Raw genomic sequence first — 16,373 nt, 5'->3', positions numbered from 1 at the left:
CAGATTAGTGTATCACGCTTTTGTCAGATGATAAACGATCGATTCATACGGACGGAGCGTCAATCGTTCCGGCCGCCCTTCCCTCGGTTCATCATTCGTCAGCAGCACCGTAAACCGCCAGCCGTCCGTGTCTTTAAGCGGAACCGTAAAGTCCGCTTCTTTCCCGTAGAAATTGTTGATGCACAGCAGTTTTTCATCCTTGCCGTGTCTGACGTACGCCAGAACTGCCGGATCGTCTTCAGCAAGCAGCTCAAACGTTCCTTCAGTCACGATGTCATATTCCTTTCTGAGCTTGATGAGCTTCTGATAATGGTAGAAAATTGAATCCGGGTCCCGCAAAGCCGCTTCCGCGTTAATGTCCCGATAATCATCCGCCGCCGGAATCCAAGGCGTGCCCGTCGTGAAACCGCCGTGCGGCCCGCTGTTCCACTGAATGGGGGTTCTTGCATTGTCTCTTGATTTCTCTTTTAAAATGGCGATAATGTCTTTTTCGGGCACGCCTTCTTCCTTCATCTTTTTGTAAATGTTCAGTGATTCGACATCGCGGTATGAGCCGATGTCATCGAACTTCGGATTGCCCATGCCGATCTCCTCACCTTGATAAATGTAAGGCGTGCCCTGCATCATATGAATGGCCGCCGCCAGCATTTTGGCTGATTTCGTCCGGTATACGCCGTCGTCTCCGTATCTGGATACGGCCCGCGGCTGGTCATGGTTGCACCAGAATAATGCGTTCCAGCCTCCGCCTTTTTGCATCTCCGTCTGCCAAAACGCTAAAATCCGTTTCAGCTTCAGAAAATCAAACGGAGCGAGCGCCCATTTTTCACCATTCGGATAATCCACTTTTAAATGATGAAAGTTAAAGGTCATATCGAGTTCTTTATTCTCAGGGTTTGTGTACCGGATGCAGTGGTCAGCCGTTGTCGAGGACATTTCCCCGACCGTCATACTGTCATATTTCGAAAACACTTCCCGGTTCATCTCATGAAGAAATTCGTGCGCGCGCGGCCCGTCCGTATAATAAGGGCGCCCGTCACGCCCATCCTCGGCATCAGGAAACGATTGGTCTTTAGAAATGAGGTTGATCACATCCAGCCGGAAGCCGTCGATCCCTTTCCGGAACCAAAAATGCATCATGTCGTAGACCTTTTTTCTCATCTCTTCATTTTCCCAGTTCAAATCGGCCTGCGACACATCAAATAAATGCAGATAGTGCTGGCCTGACGCCGGGTCGAGCTCCCAAGCGGAACCGCCGAATTTTGATTCCCAGTTGTTCGGCGCCCGGCCGTCTTCCTTTCCGTCTTTCCAAATGTAAAAATCCCGATACGGACTGTCGGGTGACGAGACCGCTTCTTTGAACCACCGATGCTCGACTGATGTATGGTTTACGACAAGATCCATGACGACCTTGATTCCTCTTTTGTGCGCTTCAGCGAGAAGGCGTTCAAAATCCTCCATCGTTCCGTATTCTTCATAAATGGTGCAGTAATCGCGAATGTCATAACCGTTGTCATTCTGCGGCGAATCGTAAATCGGCGTAAGCCAAATGACATCAATCAAAAGCTTCTGCAAATAATCAAGCTTCTCGATAATGCCGTTCAGATCACCGATCCCGTTTCCCGTCGTATCATTAAAGCTCTTCGGATAAATTTGATATACCACTGCCTTTTTCCACCATGGTGTGCTGTCTTTTTTCATTTTTCTTCACCGCCTGTATTGTTTTGAATTGAAAGGGAAAAGGGACAGCCTGATAGAAGGCGCCCCGCAGGTTTTCTATTTTTGCCGTTTCAGCCGCGCATACCCGTATGTTCCCGCAAACGGGAGAATCAGCACGATCAGCATTCCGATCGCAAACGGACCCCAGTACCGACTCATAATGGAGAAGATCCCCGGCACGCCGCCAACTCCGACTGAGCTTGCGAGAACGCCTTTGACGGAGATGAACATCCCCGCGATTCCCGAACTGATCATGGCGATCACAAACGGAAATTTGTAACGCAGATTCACGCCGAAAATCGCCGGTTCGGTAATGCCCAAATATGCGGAAATGCCGGCCGTCAGTGAAAGCCCCCGCTGTTTTTTATCTTTTGTGATCAGCATCATGGCCAAAGCCGCCGATCCTTGAGCGATATTTGACAATGCGAGCATCGGCCATAAAAATGTGCCGCCGAGCTTTGATCCGATTAATTGAAGATCGACCGCGAGAAACGTATGGTGCATCCCCGTGATCACAAGCGCCGAATACAGCCCTCCGTACAGCAGGCCTCCGATGGCGGAGAATTGGCCGAAAACGGCAATCAATCCCGCCGTCAGCGCGTTACCGATCGCAAAGGTAATCGGACCGATGATGACAAAGGATAGAAAACCGATGACCAAAAGCGTCACCGGCGCGACGACCAACAGCTGAATACCCTCCGGCGTCCGTTTCGTCAAAAAGAGCTCAAGCCTGGCAAGTAAATAAGACGCCAGCAGAATCGGGAGCACCTGACCTTGATACCCGACTTTCTGCACCTCAAGGCCGAACAGGTTCCACACCGGAATATCGCCGCTCTGCTCGGCAGCCCCGTAGCCCCATGCGTTTAACAGATCAGGATGCACCAGCATCAGCCCGAGCACGATGCCCAAAAGCGGGCTTCCTCCGAACCGCTTCACTGCCGACCAGCCGATTAAAGCCGGCAGAAAAGCGAAAGCCGTCCCCGCGATCAGATTAATCATATTGGCGAGATCCGCCCATTGCGGATACACTTGGACAATCGATTTGGCGCTGTAGAAAATGCCTTCCGCCGTTAAGATATTGTTCAGACCCATTAAAAGTCCAGCCGTGACGATCGCCGGCAAGATCGGAATAAAGATGTCTGCAAGCGTTTTCACAGCACGCTGTAAAGGATTCATGTTTTGCGCTGCCGCTTTCTTCACGTCATCCTTGGACGCTTCACCCATCCCCGTTTCCTTCACTAATTCCGCATATACTTTGTTGACCGTCCCCTGCCCGATCACGACTTGAAACTGCCCGTTTACCGCAAAAGATCCTTTGACAATGTCTATTGCATCAAGCATTTTTTGGTTTACTTTGGTTTCATCTATTAATGCAAACCGCAAACGCGTCACACAATGAGTCGCCGCCTCAATATTTTCGATTCCGCCGACAGCTTCAGCGATCTGCCGCGCAGCCCGGTTAAACTCACCCATGCCAACCCCTCCGTAACCGTTTTCATTTTGTCTCGCAAACTTGTATATACATGTTTATGACTCTATTGTAATGATGTATATACATGTCGTCAATCTATTTTTATAGCGCTTTCATCACAAATATACTGCGAAAGACCCTGAAACAAAAAAAGCCCCGCCGGAACCGGGCCTTGACTTCTTGTTTTATCGGGAACATGTCCGGGCGGAATTCACAACAGGAGCACAAAAAGCATACAGTACTGTACAACTAAGTTAAAGAGGTGTGAAGAGATGCCATCCACTGTTATCAACCTGTACTATTTGAAGATTAACAGTATTTCTGGCAACGGATCTATTACGATTGGGGAAGCGGCATACAACAGTCCCACCACAAATAACAAATCACAAGGACTGAACTCTTCATTCGGCGATACGTCACCTATAGAATCGATGATGGAGAACTTGTTAAATGATCCTGATGTCAACGACCAGACAGAAATCGGAAACGCAGATACCGCAAATGTTATGCCGATACCGCCCACTATAGATTAAAGGGGTTTTTATGAATGCCTTACCAAATTAACGTCGTCAATATAAAAGTAAACGGAGCAACGCAAAACGGAAACGTCGATATCGGTCAGACCGTACAAAACAGCCACACCGCCAACAGCAAACTTGTCGGCGCGAACTTTTCTTTAGGGGATTTTTCGCCGGCCGCCGGATGTTTGAATTCGGGCCATCTTGACCCTGACGTGAGCGACCAGGATCAGATCGCCAACCCGTCAATGCCGATCGCAAATCAAATATAGGGAGGTTCTGCCGAAGTGGATATCGAAAAAATGAGAAAGTGGCTTGAGATTACGAACGAGCACAAGCCCAGCGACTTTTGGACCAATGTCCTGAAACGGAAATCTCCCGAAGATTTTTTCTCCTTACAAAAAAACACCCTGACTTATGATATTTATCAGGATGAACAGCACACATTTGTCATTGTGGAAATGCCCGGCGTTTACGAAGAAGAATTGACATTGGGGCTGCTGTCAAGAACACGGCTGCATATAAGAGGAAACATCACACCCCTTTTTCCAAAGAACATGGGCGTCTGCCAAAACCGGTATTACGGGGAAATCGATGAGACGATTGAGCTTCCTGAACCGGCTGAGCCCCGCCTGTTACAGGCGCAGTGCGTAAACGGCCTGCTCCACATTTCCTACCCGCGCCTTATGGAGCACATTCCTTTTCAGAAAAAAATCTAAAGAGCCGGCTTACGGGCGGCCCAGCCGTCTGTACACTTTCTCCTTATAATGAGAAGATGCGGGTTTTGAGAACATGGCTTTCTCCTCCGTCAGTTTGTCGAGTCTGACTTGTTTTTCCGTCCGTTTGTTCCGCAGGTGATCCCGCTCCTGTTCATTGCGGCACTTGGCGATCAAATAATCGAGCGTCATCAGCTCTTTCTTCAGCGCGCCTTCATCCTCGGCGATCCCGGCGTTTTTTAATATGCGGTAGCCCATTCTGAGCGATTCTGGAAGATGTGCGGCATCGTCTTTCGGCAGGGGCTTTCCCATTCCTTTGATGCCGGCGAACTCTCCATCCTTAATGGCGCGCTTGATTTTATCTTCAGCCACGATATGGGCAATATCCATTACTGTTCACCTCTTTTTTCAATAGAAACCGGGTGTGATCATACGGAAACATAGGTCCCAGTTTGTTCCATTTATATGTTTTAAAGCTGTCATTCAACAGATCAACCGCCGTTGCGACAGCGTTTTTCGCCCTTTTTCCGATGAGCCTTTTCCACCTTTTCTATTTGCTGGTTTCATGGTATATTGATTACGTTCGTTTTTTCTATCGTTCCGTGTAAACCGTGATCGGAAAAAAGGAGTGTAACAATGAAAACATTTATAAAAGAAAGAGGACTTGCCTTCTTCTTGATAGCGGTCGTGTTATTGTGGGTGAAAACATATGTCGCTTATATTTTAAACTTTAACCTCGGCATAGACAACACGATCCAGAAAATATTGCTTTTTGTGAATCCGCTGAGCTCCAGCTTGTTCTTTCTTGGACTTGGGCTTCTTTTCAAGAAAAAATTACAGCAGACAGCCATTATTGTGATTCATTTTTTATTGTCTTTTTTGCTTTTTGCAAACATCGTCTATTATAGATTCTTTAATGATTTCATTACCATCCCGGTCATGATGCAGGCAAAGACAAACGGCGGCCAGCTCGGAGACAGCGCGTTCTCGTTAATGAGATGGACAGACGCCTTCTACTTCCTGGATACCGTCATTTTGATTATTTTGGCCCTTAAGATGAAAAAACCGGCTGAAAAACCGGCGAAGAAATCATTCAGAATCGTTTTGGCTTCCGCCGTGCTTATGTTCCTGATCAACCTCGCCGTCGCGGAATCCGACCGTCCTGAGCTTTTGACACGCTCATTTGACCGAAACTATCTGGTGAAATACTTGGGCACGTACAACTTTACGATTTACGATGCCGTGCAGAATGTGAAATCAAACAGCCAGCGCGCGCTTGCCGATTCAAGCGATGTAACGGATGTGGAAAACTATATGAAGGCCAACTATGACGTGCCGAACAACGTCTACTTCGGAAAAGCCGAAGGAAAAAACGTCATCTACGTCTCATTAGAGTCTCTGCAATCCTTTATCATTGACTATAAAATTAACGGCAAGGAAGTGACGCCGTTTTTAAACAAACTGGCGCACGATAATCAAACATTCTACTTTGATAACTTTTTCCACCAAACGGGACAAGGTAAAACATCTGATGCGGAATTTATGATGGAGAACTCTCTGTACCCGCTGTCGCAAGGTTCGGTTTTCGTCAATAAAGCGCAAAACACGCTGCAGTCCGTTCCTGCGATCCTAAAAGGCAAAAAGTACACGTCTGCCGCTTTCCACGGAAATACGCAGACTTTCTGGAACCGTAACGAAATGTACAAAGCGGAAGGCATCGATAAGTTTTTTGATTCCGCTTATTATGACATGAGCGAAGAAAACACGAAAAACTACGGCATGAAAGACAAACCGTATTTCAAAGAATCCATGCCGCTCTTAAAGAGCCTGCCGCAGCCGTTCTATACGAAGTTCATTACGCTGTCAAACCACTTCCCGTTCGGGATGGATAAAGAAGACACGGACTTCCCGGCGGGAGACTTTGGCGATTCAGTCGTCAATAATTACTTCCAGTCCGCGAACTATCTGGATGAATCAATCGAACAGTTCTTTCATGACCTGAAAAAAGACGGCCTGTACGATAAGTCGATTATCGTGATGTACGGAGACCACTACGGCATCTCCGAAAACCATAATAAAGCGATGGCGAAAGTGCTCGGCAAAGATGAGATCAATGAATACGACAATGCCCAGCTTCAGCGGGTGCCGCTCTTTATCCACGCTCCCGGCGTGAAAGGCGGCCGCAATCATAAATTTGCCGGTGAAGTCGATGTCGCGCCGACCGTTCTTCATCTGCTCGGCGTCGATACGAAAGATTATCTCATGTCAGGTTCAGATATCTTATCGAAAGAGCACAGAGAAGTCATTCCGTTCCGTAACGGAGACTTCATCTCGCCGAACTATACGAAAGTGTCCGGCAAGTATTACGATACGAAAACCGGAAGACTTTTAGATGATTCAGAAGTCGACAAAAAAGAAGACTCTCTCGTCAAGACTGAGCTTGAAATGTCTGATAAGATCATCAACGGCGATCTGCTTCGTTTCTATCAGCCGAAAGGCTTTAAGAAAGTGGACCCTTCACAATTCGATTATACGAAGCGTGAAGATTCCTCAGCAGATGATCAAAAAGAATAAACAAAAGCCAGATCATATCAATGATCTGGCTTTTTTATGTTCAGCTCCCGGCGGCGGCCATAGAGCGCTTTTGCAGGCTGTCGGAAAGAACTGAATAAGCGACGACTTTCTTTTTCTGCTGTTTGACGACATCTACATGGTCTTCGTAGCTGTATACAAACACCGTCATATCTTTTTTTCCTTTTCTCGTCTTAATGACAAGCGGATCGGCTCCGTTTTGCGGATGAAGATAACGCTCTTCATCCCCTGGGTATATATAATGCCGTTCGATAAACACGGCTTCGTTAAAATCATCAATCACCCGGCGTTTGTCTTCGCCTTCCAGACGTTTTCCGCCGAGGGAAACGGCAGCGGACGCGTCACTGAGCTTCGAATGGGTTTCAAACTTGCGGAGAATCCATTCCACCGCTCCGGTAGGAAGGCATGTCAGCACAATCTTAATCAGGCTTATGACAACAATTGAAACAACTGCAATCCATGTCACCTTACATCATCTCCATACTTGTTCTACATGAATCTTAACATAGAAGAAAACGTTGTTTTTTGTACATTATGTGAAACTTGATATATGTTCAAAAAAAAATCCGGATCACCTAGGTGATCCGGATTTTTCAAGTCTGCTTCTGGTCGTCACGGCGGACGGCTTCCCTCAGCTCTTCCGCGACAAATTCGACGTTCGGCCCGATAATGACCTGCGCAGTTTTATTCCCCGTTTTGATAACCCCTTTTGCTCCCGCTTTTTTAAGCGCCGCCTCATTAATGAGAGACGTATCCTGCATGGTCAGCCTGAGGCGGGTCGCACAGTGATCAATCGTTTCGAGGTTTTGCCTGCCGCCGAGCCCCTTGAGCATGGCATGTTCTTCGACGGAACCGGCCGTATCTTCACTAAGCACTTCTTCCTCTTCCTCATCATCTTCCCGTCCCGGCGTTTTCAAGTTTAACGTTTTGATGAGCATATAGAAGACGACAAAATAGATCACCGCATAACAAAGCCCGACAACGAGCAGCAAAAGCGGTTTTTCGGCAATGCCGTAGCTGAGGAGATAATCGATCGCCCCCGCCGAGAATGAAAAACCTGACCTGATTCCGAGAACATTCACGATAAATAAAGAGAACCCGGTTAATATAGCATGAACCCCGTACAAAAGCGGTGATAAAAACATAAATGCAAATTCAATCGGCTCTGTAATTCCGGTAATAAATGCCGTCAGCGCGAGACCGATCATCATTCCGGCCGTCGCTTTGCGCTTACTTGGCTTAGCCGCGGCAATCATTGCCAGACATGCGGCCGGAAGCCCGAACATCATAATCGGGAAAAATCCCGTCATATAAGTTCCCGCCGTCGGATCCTTCGCAAAGAAGCGGGCCAGATCTCCCGTTTTTCCGTGAAAATCGCCAAATTGGAACCAAAAAATATTATTCAGCACATGATGAAGACCGAACGGAATCAAAAGCCGGTTAAAAATCCCGTAAATCCCCGCGCCGATTCCGCCAAGCCCGATCATCCATTCCCCGAAAGACGTAATCACCGACTGAATCGGCGGCCACACAAATCCGAAGATCCCCGCCAAAATAATGGTAATCAGCGCCGTTACAATCGGAACGAGCCTGCGCCCGCTGAAAAACCCGAGATATTCGGGCAGCTTCGTATCCTTAAAGCGATTATACGTGTATCCCGCAATTAACCCCGCGATAATCCCTCCGAAAACGGCCATATTATTTGTCGAATTGATTGATTTTACAGCCGCGTCCAGCATGATATAAGAAATTGCTCCCGACAGAGCGGCGGCCCCGTTGCTGTCTTTGGAAATCCCGATCGCGATTCCGATCGCGAAAATCAGCGGCAGATGATCAAATACCGCGGTCCCCGCCGCGTAAATGAACGGAATATTTAATAAGTCCTCTCTGCCGATGGCCAAAATAATACCAACGGCGGGCAGAACGGCAATCGGAAGCATAAATGATTTTCCTAGTTTTTGCAAAAATTGAAGCATTTTACCCATCCCCCTTCTTTTTTCTTAAATATACCACATAAGTTATCTAGTGATCTATACCAATTTTCCTTCATTTATTCACATAAGGCTTGTTGGTTTTCTATTTATAAACCAGTTGTGGTAAGCTTGAATCAGATGATTAAAAATAGAAAGCGGGAATGACAATGATTGTAACGAACGATCAAGAATTAGAAGGCCTTAAAAAAATCGGCAGAATTGTCGCGCTGGCGCGTGAAGAAATGAAGAAAAAAGCCGAGCCCGGCATGAGCACGAAAGATCTTGACCTGATCGGAAAGGCGGTGCTTGACGAGCACGGAGCCGCTTCCGCTCCGGAGAAGGAATACGATTTCCCGGGCGTGACATGTATCAGCGTAAATGACGAAGTCGCTCACGGCATTCCGAGCGCCTCTAAAATCTTAAAAGCCGGAGATCTTGTCAATATCGATATTTCGGCGGAGTTCGGCGGTTTTTATTCCGATACGGGAATTTCATTTGTACTCGGAGAAGGCGATGAACGTCTGCAAAAGCTTTGTAACTGCGCAGCATCCGCATTTCAGAAAGGATTGGATCAGGCAAAAGCCGGCAAACGCCAAAACCAGATCGGCAGAGCCGTCTACCATGAAGCCCGCTCCAACGGATTTACCGTCATTAAAACGCTGACGGGCCACGGAATCGGCAGAAACCTCCATGAAGCGCCGAACCACATCATGAATTACTACGATCCGTTTGATAACGCGCTTCTTAAAAACGGAACCGTGATCGCGCTTGAGCCGTTTATTTCCACGAAAGCGGAAACGATTGTTGAAACGGGAGACGGCTGGACGTATAAAACGCCGGATAAAAGCCTTGTCGCCCAAGTGGAACACACCATCGTGATCACAAAAGACAAACCGATTATTTTAACTGCATTGTAATGTTTCATCTCCCTTCCAAACAGGTATACAACAACTAACCCGAAGGAGGGAGACGCATGAAAAAAGATAAAGAAAAAATCAAAATCGAAAACGAAATACACGCCATGCACGGCGTAACGAAACAGCAGATTTTAGAGGATTTCGAGGAATTTAAGGCGTACCTTCATCAGAAAATTTCCGCCGGAAAAAAACTGGGTCTGGATGACAGCAAAATCATCAAAAGCGCCGCCATCCTCGGGGACTATCTCGCCAAACACGAGGAGCCCCGCAATGCGGAAGAAAAACTCTTACAAGAACTGTGGGACATTGCGGATGACAATGAAAAACAGCATTTGGCCCAGCTTCTCGTCAAACTTGCCGGACACTGATACAGTGCCCGGCTTTTTTATGCTCCGTTATAAGAGTTGTGCTACACTGGACATATGTCTGTGAAAGGAGCCATTTTTCAACATGTGGTTTATTATCTTCGGGTTTATTTTCTTTATTGAAAGCATCATTCTCACCGTTTACGGAGTGAAGAAAAAGAAGGGGATGCTGGTTTATTTCGGCGTCGTTTTCGGAATCATGACACTCGGAACGGTGCTGTTAAAATTAACCGGCCATTAAGCATGAAAAGACCGCCCTTTACATATATATGTAAGAAAGCTTTACATCTCTGAATCGAAAGTCTCAGTTTTTGCGTTATCCCTTTTCATCGTCTTTTTATAGATGTTACAATGCCAAAAGTTTGGCAAAAACTGAAGAAACCTCCCCAGCGGGAGAGCGGAGAAAGGAGTTTTCTGACATGCATTATGGCAGTAAAGGCTGGTATGTAGAAGAGTTAAAGAAAAAAGGAATTACCCACTATGAAGGAAGAAAGCTTCAAAGCTTCAAAAAGTACTTCCTTGCCAATCTGCTGGAAACAAAAAAACAAGCATAACGTAAATCAGCCGTGCTGGCAGTGCAGCACGGCTTTTTTCTATACATTAGTGAGCCTGTCTCTTTTTTTAAGGAAGGACTCCCTCCAGCTTTCTGACAGCGCTTCTTCCCGCAGTATTTCTTCAATCGCTGACAGATTGCCGGAATCACGATATTTCACTTCATTCGCATACCAGACGGAAATGCTTTCTTTGCCTCTCGACAGACGCTTGAGGACGGGACGCGGATCGACATATCCTTCTTCAAGCACCCTGAAATAAAAGCCGGTAAATCCCGTCTGCTGTACACGGAGCACCATATCTTTGATGCCATATTTGAGCGCGAGTTTGACGCAGGGCTGGCGCGGCTGGCTTACTTGAACGACGGCTTCCCCCAGCTGAAAGACGTCTCCGATCCACACGTCTTGTTCGGCCAGTCCTTTGACCGTTACATTCTCCCCGAACGCGGCGGCGGGAAGTTTTCTCGCGAGCGTTGTTTCCCAATATGAATAATGCACGGCGGGATACACGCACACCGCTTTATCGGGGCCTCCGTGATGCTTCAAGTCGGCTTGCCCGTCCCCGTCAAAATGGGTTTTATACAGCATGACGGGAGAATCTGCGGGCAGCTTTATGATGCCGGAATTGATTTGTCTGCCGGCAAATTCATGAATTGCGGGCTTTCCGAGATTGATAGATAAGACAGAATAGTCTTCCGTCACCTCGTTCACATCCTTTGCGAAATCTCATATCTTTCCTTTATCATAGTAAGAAAAAGGTGGTTTTTCCATGCTTCAATATCATATGATTGCAGACGGTCGGGTTCAGGGCGTAGGTTTTCGCTACTTCGTCCAGATGGAAGCCGACAGACATAAGATAGCCGGCTGGGTAAAAAACCGTGATGACGGCCGGGTGGAAATCCTTGCCGAAGGTCCTGAAGAGTCGTTAAAACAATTTGCCGAAGCAGTCAGAAAAGGCAGCCCCTTCTCAAATGTCACAGGCGTAACCATCGAAGAATCACACCGTCTGAAAGGGTACCGCACCTTTTCCATCAGTTACTGATAAGGCTTGTCCTGATAATAATAATTCGGCTTCACAATCGTATTGTCATATGATTTATGGAAAATGTGGGTGGAAGCCGGCGAGATCGGCGGAATCAGCCAGGTCCAGTCGCCCGTCAGCTTTCTGCCCGCGTCTTGTTCCTGTTCTTCGAAGCGTTTAAATTGATTCGCCGCCGTATGGTGATCGACAATGCTGACACCGTGTTTTTTGTATGAATAGAGCACTGCCTTATTCAGTTCCACCAGCACCTGATCTTTCCATAGGTCGGTATTCAGGCTGGCGGAAATCCCCATGACCGAAGCGGCTTTTTTGAGCATATCATACCGTTTTTCGTCAGCAAGGTTCCTTGCGCCGATTTCGGTTCCCATATACCATCCGTTAAAAGGCGCCGCGTTGTACGACAGCCCGCCGATTTCAAGCCTCATATCGGCGATAATCGGAACCCCGTACCATCTGAGATTTAAATCGGCAAACTCTTCAATATCCGGATGGGTGATCGGCACTTCTTTCACGAGCGTCTGAGGCAGGTCATACCAGACCGGCTGCCCGTCCCCTTTCATCCGGAAAAGCAGCGGCAGAATATCAAAATCGGTCCGCTTCCCGCGCCAGCCGAGTTTTTCGCAGACAGCCGTCAGTTCATATGATGCCGGATCACCGACTCTTCCTTTTTCAGTCTCATATCCCGCATAGCGGATGAGCTGGTGATTCCAGATTTCCACTTGTTTCTCGCCATTCTGCTCAGGAGGGAAAATCGTAATCGTCGGTTTAATTTTTCCGCCGTTCGTGGCGATTTCAATATGTTCAAATAATGCGTCGCGCACCTCTTCTTTCGTGTTCACACCGCGCCGGTCAATGACGTTCAGCGATTGCCAGAACAGACGCCCGATACAGCGGTTGCTGTTGCGCCACGCCATTTTCGCCCCGTGTTCAAGCTCTTCCGCCGTATGGACGTAACTTCCCGTCCGATCTATCTCATCTTTTATCGCGTGAAGACGCGCGTTGATTTGCGATTCCATTCCGAGTTCCTGATAGCAGACATCAATAAAATCCTTCGCCTCATCCCAAAGTATTTCCGTATGTTTCAAAAAACTCTCTCCTTCAATTTACATCTGTTTCCCATTGTATCGTTTTTAGGAGTGAACACAATGGTTTTTTTGTATCATACTGGAAACTGCATAGAAAAAACACCTGTGATTTTCGCAGGTGTTTTACAAAACGGAATGCAGTTTTTCAGCCAGTGTAAGCAAATCTTCACGGTAGTTTTTTCCCGTCATCGGAATTCCGTGACCCGTCAAAAGCGCTTCCGGCTCCAGTTCGGCCAGTTTCTGAACGGACGCGGCCGCCGTCTGCGTATCCGCTGTAAAATAGGCGGGCGGCCCGTGAAGCTCTTGCTTTTGAATGACAACGTCCGCAAGCGATTCCTGTTCAACAGTGATCACGGCATCACCGGCAAGCAGAACGCGGTCTTTATCCCGGAATAATGAAATATGGCCGGGTGTGTGGCCGGGCGTATGCACCCATTTCCATTCTTCAAGAAACGGAACGGTACCGTCTGAAGGCAGTGCCTGAACGGACGGAATGCGGATCGTATGGCGCGGAAACAGCGGTGACAGCTTTGCGACAAGCCCTTTTTTCGCATCGGGCCTGGCAGGCGGATAATCTGCTTTCCCCGTGACGTACGGGAGCTCCTTTTCATGAATGTAAACCGGCACATTCCAAAGCTCAAGCAGTTCTTCAATCGCACCGACATGATCAAAATGGCCGTGTGTCAAAATGACCGCCTTCAGCTGATACCCCTCTTTGAATCGGCGTTTCATTTCTTCTGTTATCATCTCCGCCGATTGAGGCATTCCCGCGTCAACCAGAATGATTTCCCGCGGAGCTGAGGGATTTTCGATAAAGTAAACATTCGCAATCTGCACGGTCAATCCGTAAACGCCGTCCGCCGCTTTAAAACCGGCGCCGCTTCTCACTGAAAAAAGCGGCATAAACGGATCACTCATCATGGCACCTCCTCTGATGCCTTTAGTGTGCGACGAACCGGGTGTTTTATGTTAAAAAATCGTGATTGCGCCGATGATGAGCGCAAAGGCCGTCATGACGATAACAGCAAGAACCGCCCATTTCATCGCAAACTTCTGGTGCTCATCAATCGTGACCCCGGCAAGCCCGACTAATAAATGTGTCGACGGCACGAGCGGGCTTAACATATGAATCGGCTGGCCGATGATCGAAGCGCGGGCGATTTCCACCTTATCTACACCGTACGCCACGGCGGTCTCGGATAAAATGGGCAGCACGCCGTAAAAATAGGCGTCATTGGGCATCAGAAACGTAAAGATACCGCTCGTTAAGGCAACAATCGCCGGAATAAACCCCCCCATCTGTTCCGGAATAAGCGATACGAGGGAAATGGCCATCTCATCAACCATCTTCGTCCCTGTTAAAATTCCGGTAAACACGCCTGCGGCAAAAATCATCGAACCGATCGCAAGCACATTGCTCGAATGGGCTGAAATACGCTCCCTTTGATCGTTAAGCTTCGGATAGTTGACAATCAGCGCGATACAAAACGCAATGATGAACAGCACGGTTAAATTCACTTTTCCTGACACTAAAAATCCCACTAAAGAAAGCGTTAACAGTAAATTGAACCACCATAGTTTCGGCCGCCTCCATTCATCTTCCGCAGCCGCAGCCGTTTCATTTGTATGGGACGGCTGCTTTAATTCGATCACCCCGAGCCGTTTCCTTTCCATCCTTCCGAGTACATAAGCGACCACAATCATACACACCATTCCGCTGGCAATGACAGGCAGCATCGGCCCCGTCAGATCTGCCGGGTCAACGCCGAGCGCACTCGCCGCACGCGGCGTCGCGCCGCCCCATGGGATCGTATTCATGATACCCATGCCGACACCGGCGATTCCCGCTAAAATAATCGGACGGATTCCGAGCATGATATACAAAGGCAGCATTGCGCTTGTCGTAATCATATACGTCGTCGAGCCGTCTCCGTCCAGTGCGACAAGCATGGTCAAAACGGCTGTTCCGACTACAATTTTGAGCGGGTCGCCTTTAACCAGCTTTAAAATACGCGACACCATCGGATCAAATAAACCGGTATCAATCATAATGCCGAAATAAAGAATCGCAAACATAATCATAACTGCGATCGGCGCCACCTGTTCAATACCGGAGATCATCATCTCGCCGACCCGGTTAAAAGAAAACCCGGCAATCAGCGCAAACACGATCGGTGTTAATACGAGCGCCGTTAACACGGAAAGCCGTTTTGTCATAATCAGCACCATAAAAACAAGCATCATAAGAAAGCCTAAGATTGCTAACACAGTATGTCCCCCTTATTATGAATACGCTTACATTTTAAAGGCCCGATCCCCTTTATCCGCCTTTTTGCTATCTTATGAGAATTGGATATTGAAGTAAATATTTTGGATTTTAAAGATTTTTAATTTTTTATAACCTTTTCGTTCATTTTGTTCATTTATAAATAAAAAGCCTCCCCGCAAATATGCGGAAGGCTTATTTTTCGCTGCTCATCATCTCTTTATAGAACTCGGTCTGCTCTTCTAAAAAGCGTTTTGCGCCGCTGCTGTTTTTGTAAAAGCTCTCCCAATCCCGTTTTTTCAACATTTGCTTCCACTCCGCGGATGAGGTAATCTGTTTCAAAGCCTGATCCCAATAGGCGATCTCGCCTTCGGTCATGTCTTTCGGCCCCATGATGCCTCTCCAGTGCGCAAAGACAAACGGCACCCCCTGCTCTTTCCATGTCGGCACATCGCTGAAGCCGGAGAGCCTTTTGTCCGACGTAACGGCCGCCAATGTGATTTTCCCTTTCCGATAGGCGTCTCTCGCTTCTGAAATGGTCATTGAGGCGGCGTCTATCTCGTGGCTGATAAGAGCTTCAATGACTTCATTGCTGCTCCCGTATTGAAAAAAGCGGATATCAAACGGAGAAATTCCGGCCATTTCCGCCGCTCTCGCAAAGGAGAGCTGGTCATCATTTCCGAGGCCGGGCGCAAATCCGATTTTTATGCCGCCCGGATGTGCTTTAATATCGCCGAGCAGCCGCTTTCCGCTTTTTATCTTTGAATCCTTCGGAAGAGCGACGGTCTGCCACTCTTTTGCGATAATGGCCAAAGGCGTAAAATCAGCTGCCTTCAGCCGGCTTTGTCCCAAAATTTCATTGCTTAACAGCAGGCTTGAATTCATACTGATGACATCCGTTTTTCGTTCGTTTACATATTTCCAGCCGCTGTCTCCGCCTCCGCCGGGTTTATAGACGATCTTTACGGGCCGGCCTAATATTTGCTTCCGCTCTATTACCGATTGCAACGCTTTTGCCGTTACGTCCCAGCCCCCTTGAGGCGCCGCCGGGACGACAATTTCAACCGGCCCTTCGGCTGAACGGATGCCCGCCATCTGCCGTCCGTCAAAAGAAACCAGCGCCGCCAGCATGACAAGAAACACTCCCAACCGCTTCATTTC

19 protein-coding genes are annotated in these 16,373 nt (G+C 47.9%); 9 read left to right on the top strand and 10 right to left on the bottom strand.

The genetic code is table 11. The annotated features are described in order from the left end of the window. Window positions 1-12 precede the first annotated feature (12 nt). Window positions 13-1,698 (bottom strand): alpha,alpha-phosphotrehalase, encoded by a 1,686-nt coding sequence (gene treC, locus ACWHAR_RS17765; RefSeq protein ID WP_032872303.1) that lies wholly within the window; start codon window positions 1,696-1,698, stop codon window positions 13-15. Between the two features lie 75 nt (window positions 1,699-1,773). After that, window positions 1,774-3,189 carry a PTS system trehalose-specific EIIBC component gene (gene treP / locus ACWHAR_RS17760; protein ID WP_032872301.1) on the bottom strand — a complete coding sequence of 472 codons (1,416 nt, stop codon included), beginning with the start codon at window positions 3,187-3,189 and terminating at the stop codon, window positions 1,774-1,776. A gap of 270 nt (window positions 3,190-3,459) precedes the next feature. Between treP and ACWHAR_RS17755 the strand changes: the two genes are divergently transcribed. From ACWHAR_RS17755 to ACWHAR_RS17745, 3 genes are read left to right on the top strand one after another with little or no spacing between them, the layout of a single operon-like run. Then, window positions 3,460-3,720: a spore germination protein gene (locus tag ACWHAR_RS17755; RefSeq protein WP_032872298.1), complete on the top strand. Its 261-nt coding sequence runs from the start codon at window positions 3,460-3,462 to the stop codon at window positions 3,718-3,720. A 14-nt stretch (window positions 3,721-3,734) separates the two neighbouring features. Next, window positions 3,735-3,977 carry a spore germination protein gene (locus ACWHAR_RS17750; protein WP_013351373.1) on the top strand — a complete coding sequence of 81 codons (243 nt, stop codon included), beginning with the start codon at window positions 3,735-3,737 and terminating at the stop codon, window positions 3,975-3,977. 15 nt (window positions 3,978-3,992) lie between these two features. Then, a complete protein-coding gene (locus ACWHAR_RS17745) occupies window positions 3,993-4,424 on the top strand; it encodes an Hsp20/alpha crystallin family protein (protein WP_032872295.1) in 432 nt (143 codons plus the stop codon). A gap of 9 nt (window positions 4,425-4,433) precedes the next feature. On the opposite strand, the gene ACWHAR_RS17740 is transcribed toward ACWHAR_RS17745, so the two are convergent. Further along, entirely contained in the window at window positions 4,434-4,811 is a 378-nt protein-coding gene (locus ACWHAR_RS17740; protein WP_007610033.1) for a DnaJ family domain-containing protein, read from the bottom strand. Window positions 4,812-5,057: 246 nt separating this feature from the next. Between ACWHAR_RS17740 and ACWHAR_RS17735 the strand changes: the two genes are divergently transcribed. Then, on the top strand, window positions 5,058-6,995 hold the full coding sequence (locus tag ACWHAR_RS17735; RefSeq protein WP_032872293.1) for an LTA synthase family protein: 1,938 nt from the start codon (window positions 5,058-5,060) through the stop codon (window positions 6,993-6,995). Window positions 6,996-7,035: 40 nt separating this feature from the next. Here the strand turns inward: ACWHAR_RS17735 and ACWHAR_RS17730 are convergent, their stop codons facing one another. After that, on the bottom strand, window positions 7,036-7,479 hold the full coding sequence (locus ACWHAR_RS17730) for a YfmQ family protein (protein ID WP_032870670.1): 444 nt from the start codon (window positions 7,477-7,479) through the stop codon (window positions 7,036-7,038). A gap of 127 nt (window positions 7,480-7,606) precedes the next feature. After that, entirely contained in the window at window positions 7,607-8,989 is a 1,383-nt protein-coding gene (nagE, locus tag ACWHAR_RS17725; RefSeq protein WP_032872290.1) for an N-acetylglucosamine-specific PTS transporter subunit IIBC, read from the bottom strand. Window positions 8,990-9,153: 164 nt separating this feature from the next. Here nagE and map point away from each other — a divergent pair, with 164 nt between their 5' ends. The 4 genes from map (at window position 9,154) to ACWHAR_RS17705 (ending at window position 10,822) form a co-directional block, all read left to right on the top strand. Continuing rightward, on the top strand, window positions 9,154-9,903 hold the full coding sequence (gene map / locus ACWHAR_RS17720) for a type I methionyl aminopeptidase (RefSeq protein WP_014417181.1): 750 nt from the start codon (window positions 9,154-9,156) through the stop codon (window positions 9,901-9,903). 56 nt (window positions 9,904-9,959) lie between these two features. Beyond that, entirely contained in the window at window positions 9,960-10,271 is a 312-nt protein-coding gene (locus tag ACWHAR_RS17715) for a DUF3243 domain-containing protein (protein ID WP_003155607.1), read from the top strand. 82 nt (window positions 10,272-10,353) lie between these two features. Further along, entirely contained in the window at window positions 10,354-10,509 is a 156-nt protein-coding gene (locus ACWHAR_RS17710; protein ID WP_007610027.1) for a hypothetical protein, read from the top strand. A 178-nt stretch (window positions 10,510-10,687) separates the two neighbouring features. Continuing rightward, on the top strand, window positions 10,688-10,822 hold the full coding sequence (locus tag ACWHAR_RS17705) for a YflJ family protein (protein WP_003155609.1): 135 nt from the start codon (window positions 10,688-10,690) through the stop codon (window positions 10,820-10,822). Window positions 10,823-10,861: 39 nt separating this feature from the next. Here the strand turns inward: ACWHAR_RS17705 and ACWHAR_RS17700 are convergent, their stop codons facing one another. Beyond that, window positions 10,862-11,521 carry an MOSC domain-containing protein gene (locus ACWHAR_RS17700; protein ID WP_032872288.1) on the bottom strand — a complete coding sequence of 220 codons (660 nt, stop codon included), beginning with the start codon at window positions 11,519-11,521 and terminating at the stop codon, window positions 10,862-10,864. Window positions 11,522-11,588: 67 nt separating this feature from the next. Here ACWHAR_RS17700 and ACWHAR_RS17695 point away from each other — a divergent pair, with 67 nt between their 5' ends. Then, a complete protein-coding gene (locus tag ACWHAR_RS17695) occupies window positions 11,589-11,861 on the top strand; it encodes an acylphosphatase (RefSeq protein WP_032872286.1) in 273 nt (90 codons plus the stop codon). Here the strand turns inward: ACWHAR_RS17695 and nosA are convergent. From nosA to ACWHAR_RS17675, 4 genes are all read right to left on the bottom strand, one after another. Further along, a complete protein-coding gene (gene nosA, locus ACWHAR_RS17690) occupies window positions 11,855-12,946 on the bottom strand; it encodes a nitric oxide synthase (RefSeq protein WP_032872284.1) in 1,092 nt (363 codons plus the stop codon). The genes ACWHAR_RS17695 and nosA overlap by 7 nt on opposite strands. 123 nt (window positions 12,947-13,069) lie before the next feature. Further along, window positions 13,070-13,864 carry an MBL fold metallo-hydrolase gene (locus ACWHAR_RS17685; RefSeq protein WP_014417176.1) on the bottom strand — a complete coding sequence of 265 codons (795 nt, stop codon included), beginning with the start codon at window positions 13,862-13,864 and terminating at the stop codon, window positions 13,070-13,072. 51 nt (window positions 13,865-13,915) lie between these two features. Beyond that, a complete protein-coding gene (locus ACWHAR_RS17680; protein WP_032872282.1) occupies window positions 13,916-15,214 on the bottom strand; it encodes a citrate:proton symporter in 1,299 nt (432 codons plus the stop codon). A 193-nt stretch (window positions 15,215-15,407) separates the two neighbouring features. Beyond that, a complete protein-coding gene (locus tag ACWHAR_RS17675; RefSeq protein ID WP_032872280.1) occupies window positions 15,408-16,370 on the bottom strand; it encodes a tripartite tricarboxylate transporter substrate binding protein in 963 nt (320 codons plus the stop codon). Window positions 16,371-16,373: the final 3 nt, after the last annotated feature.

This window comes from Bacillus sp. LR--39, from assembly GCF_053613335.1.
The sequence above is the reverse complement of the archived record's forward strand: the minus strand, read 5'-3'. Positions and strand labels throughout refer to the sequence as shown.

Coding starts and splice junctions, on each gene's coding strand:
- treC (WP_032872303.1), bottom strand. CDS start 1,698: ATGAAAAAAGACAGCACACCATGGTGGAAAAAGGCAGTGGTATATCAA.
- treP (WP_032872301.1), bottom strand. CDS start 3,189: ATGGGTGAGTTTAACCGGGCTGCGCGGCAGATCGCTGAAGCTGTCGGC.
- ACWHAR_RS17755 (WP_032872298.1), top strand. CDS start 3,460: ATGCCATCCACTGTTATCAACCTGTACTATTTGAAGATTAACAGTATT.
- ACWHAR_RS17750 (WP_013351373.1), top strand. CDS start 3,735: ATGCCTTACCAAATTAACGTCGTCAATATAAAAGTAAACGGAGCAACG.
- ACWHAR_RS17740 (WP_007610033.1), bottom strand. CDS start 4,811: ATGGATATTGCCCATATCGTGGCTGAAGATAAAATCAAGCGCGCCATT.
- ACWHAR_RS17735 (WP_032872293.1), top strand. CDS start 5,058: ATGAAAACATTTATAAAAGAAAGAGGACTTGCCTTCTTCTTGATAGCG.
- nagE (WP_032872290.1), bottom strand. CDS start 8,989: ATGCTTCAATTTTTGCAAAAACTAGGAAAATCATTTATGCTTCCGATT.
- map (WP_014417181.1), top strand. CDS start 9,154: ATGATTGTAACGAACGATCAAGAATTAGAAGGCCTTAAAAAAATCGGC.
- ACWHAR_RS17715 (WP_003155607.1), top strand. CDS start 9,960: ATGAAAAAAGATAAAGAAAAAATCAAAATCGAAAACGAAATACACGCC.
- ACWHAR_RS17710 (WP_007610027.1), top strand. CDS start 10,354: ATGTGGTTTATTATCTTCGGGTTTATTTTCTTTATTGAAAGCATCATT.
- ACWHAR_RS17705 (WP_003155609.1), top strand. CDS start 10,688: ATGCATTATGGCAGTAAAGGCTGGTATGTAGAAGAGTTAAAGAAAAAA.
- ACWHAR_RS17695 (WP_032872286.1), top strand. CDS start 11,589: ATGCTTCAATATCATATGATTGCAGACGGTCGGGTTCAGGGCGTAGGT.
- ACWHAR_RS17685 (WP_014417176.1), bottom strand. CDS start 13,864: ATGAGTGATCCGTTTATGCCGCTTTTTTCAGTGAGAAGCGGCGCCGGT.
- ACWHAR_RS17675 (WP_032872280.1), bottom strand. CDS start 16,370: ATGAAGCGGTTGGGAGTGTTTCTTGTCATGCTGGCGGCGCTGGTTTCT.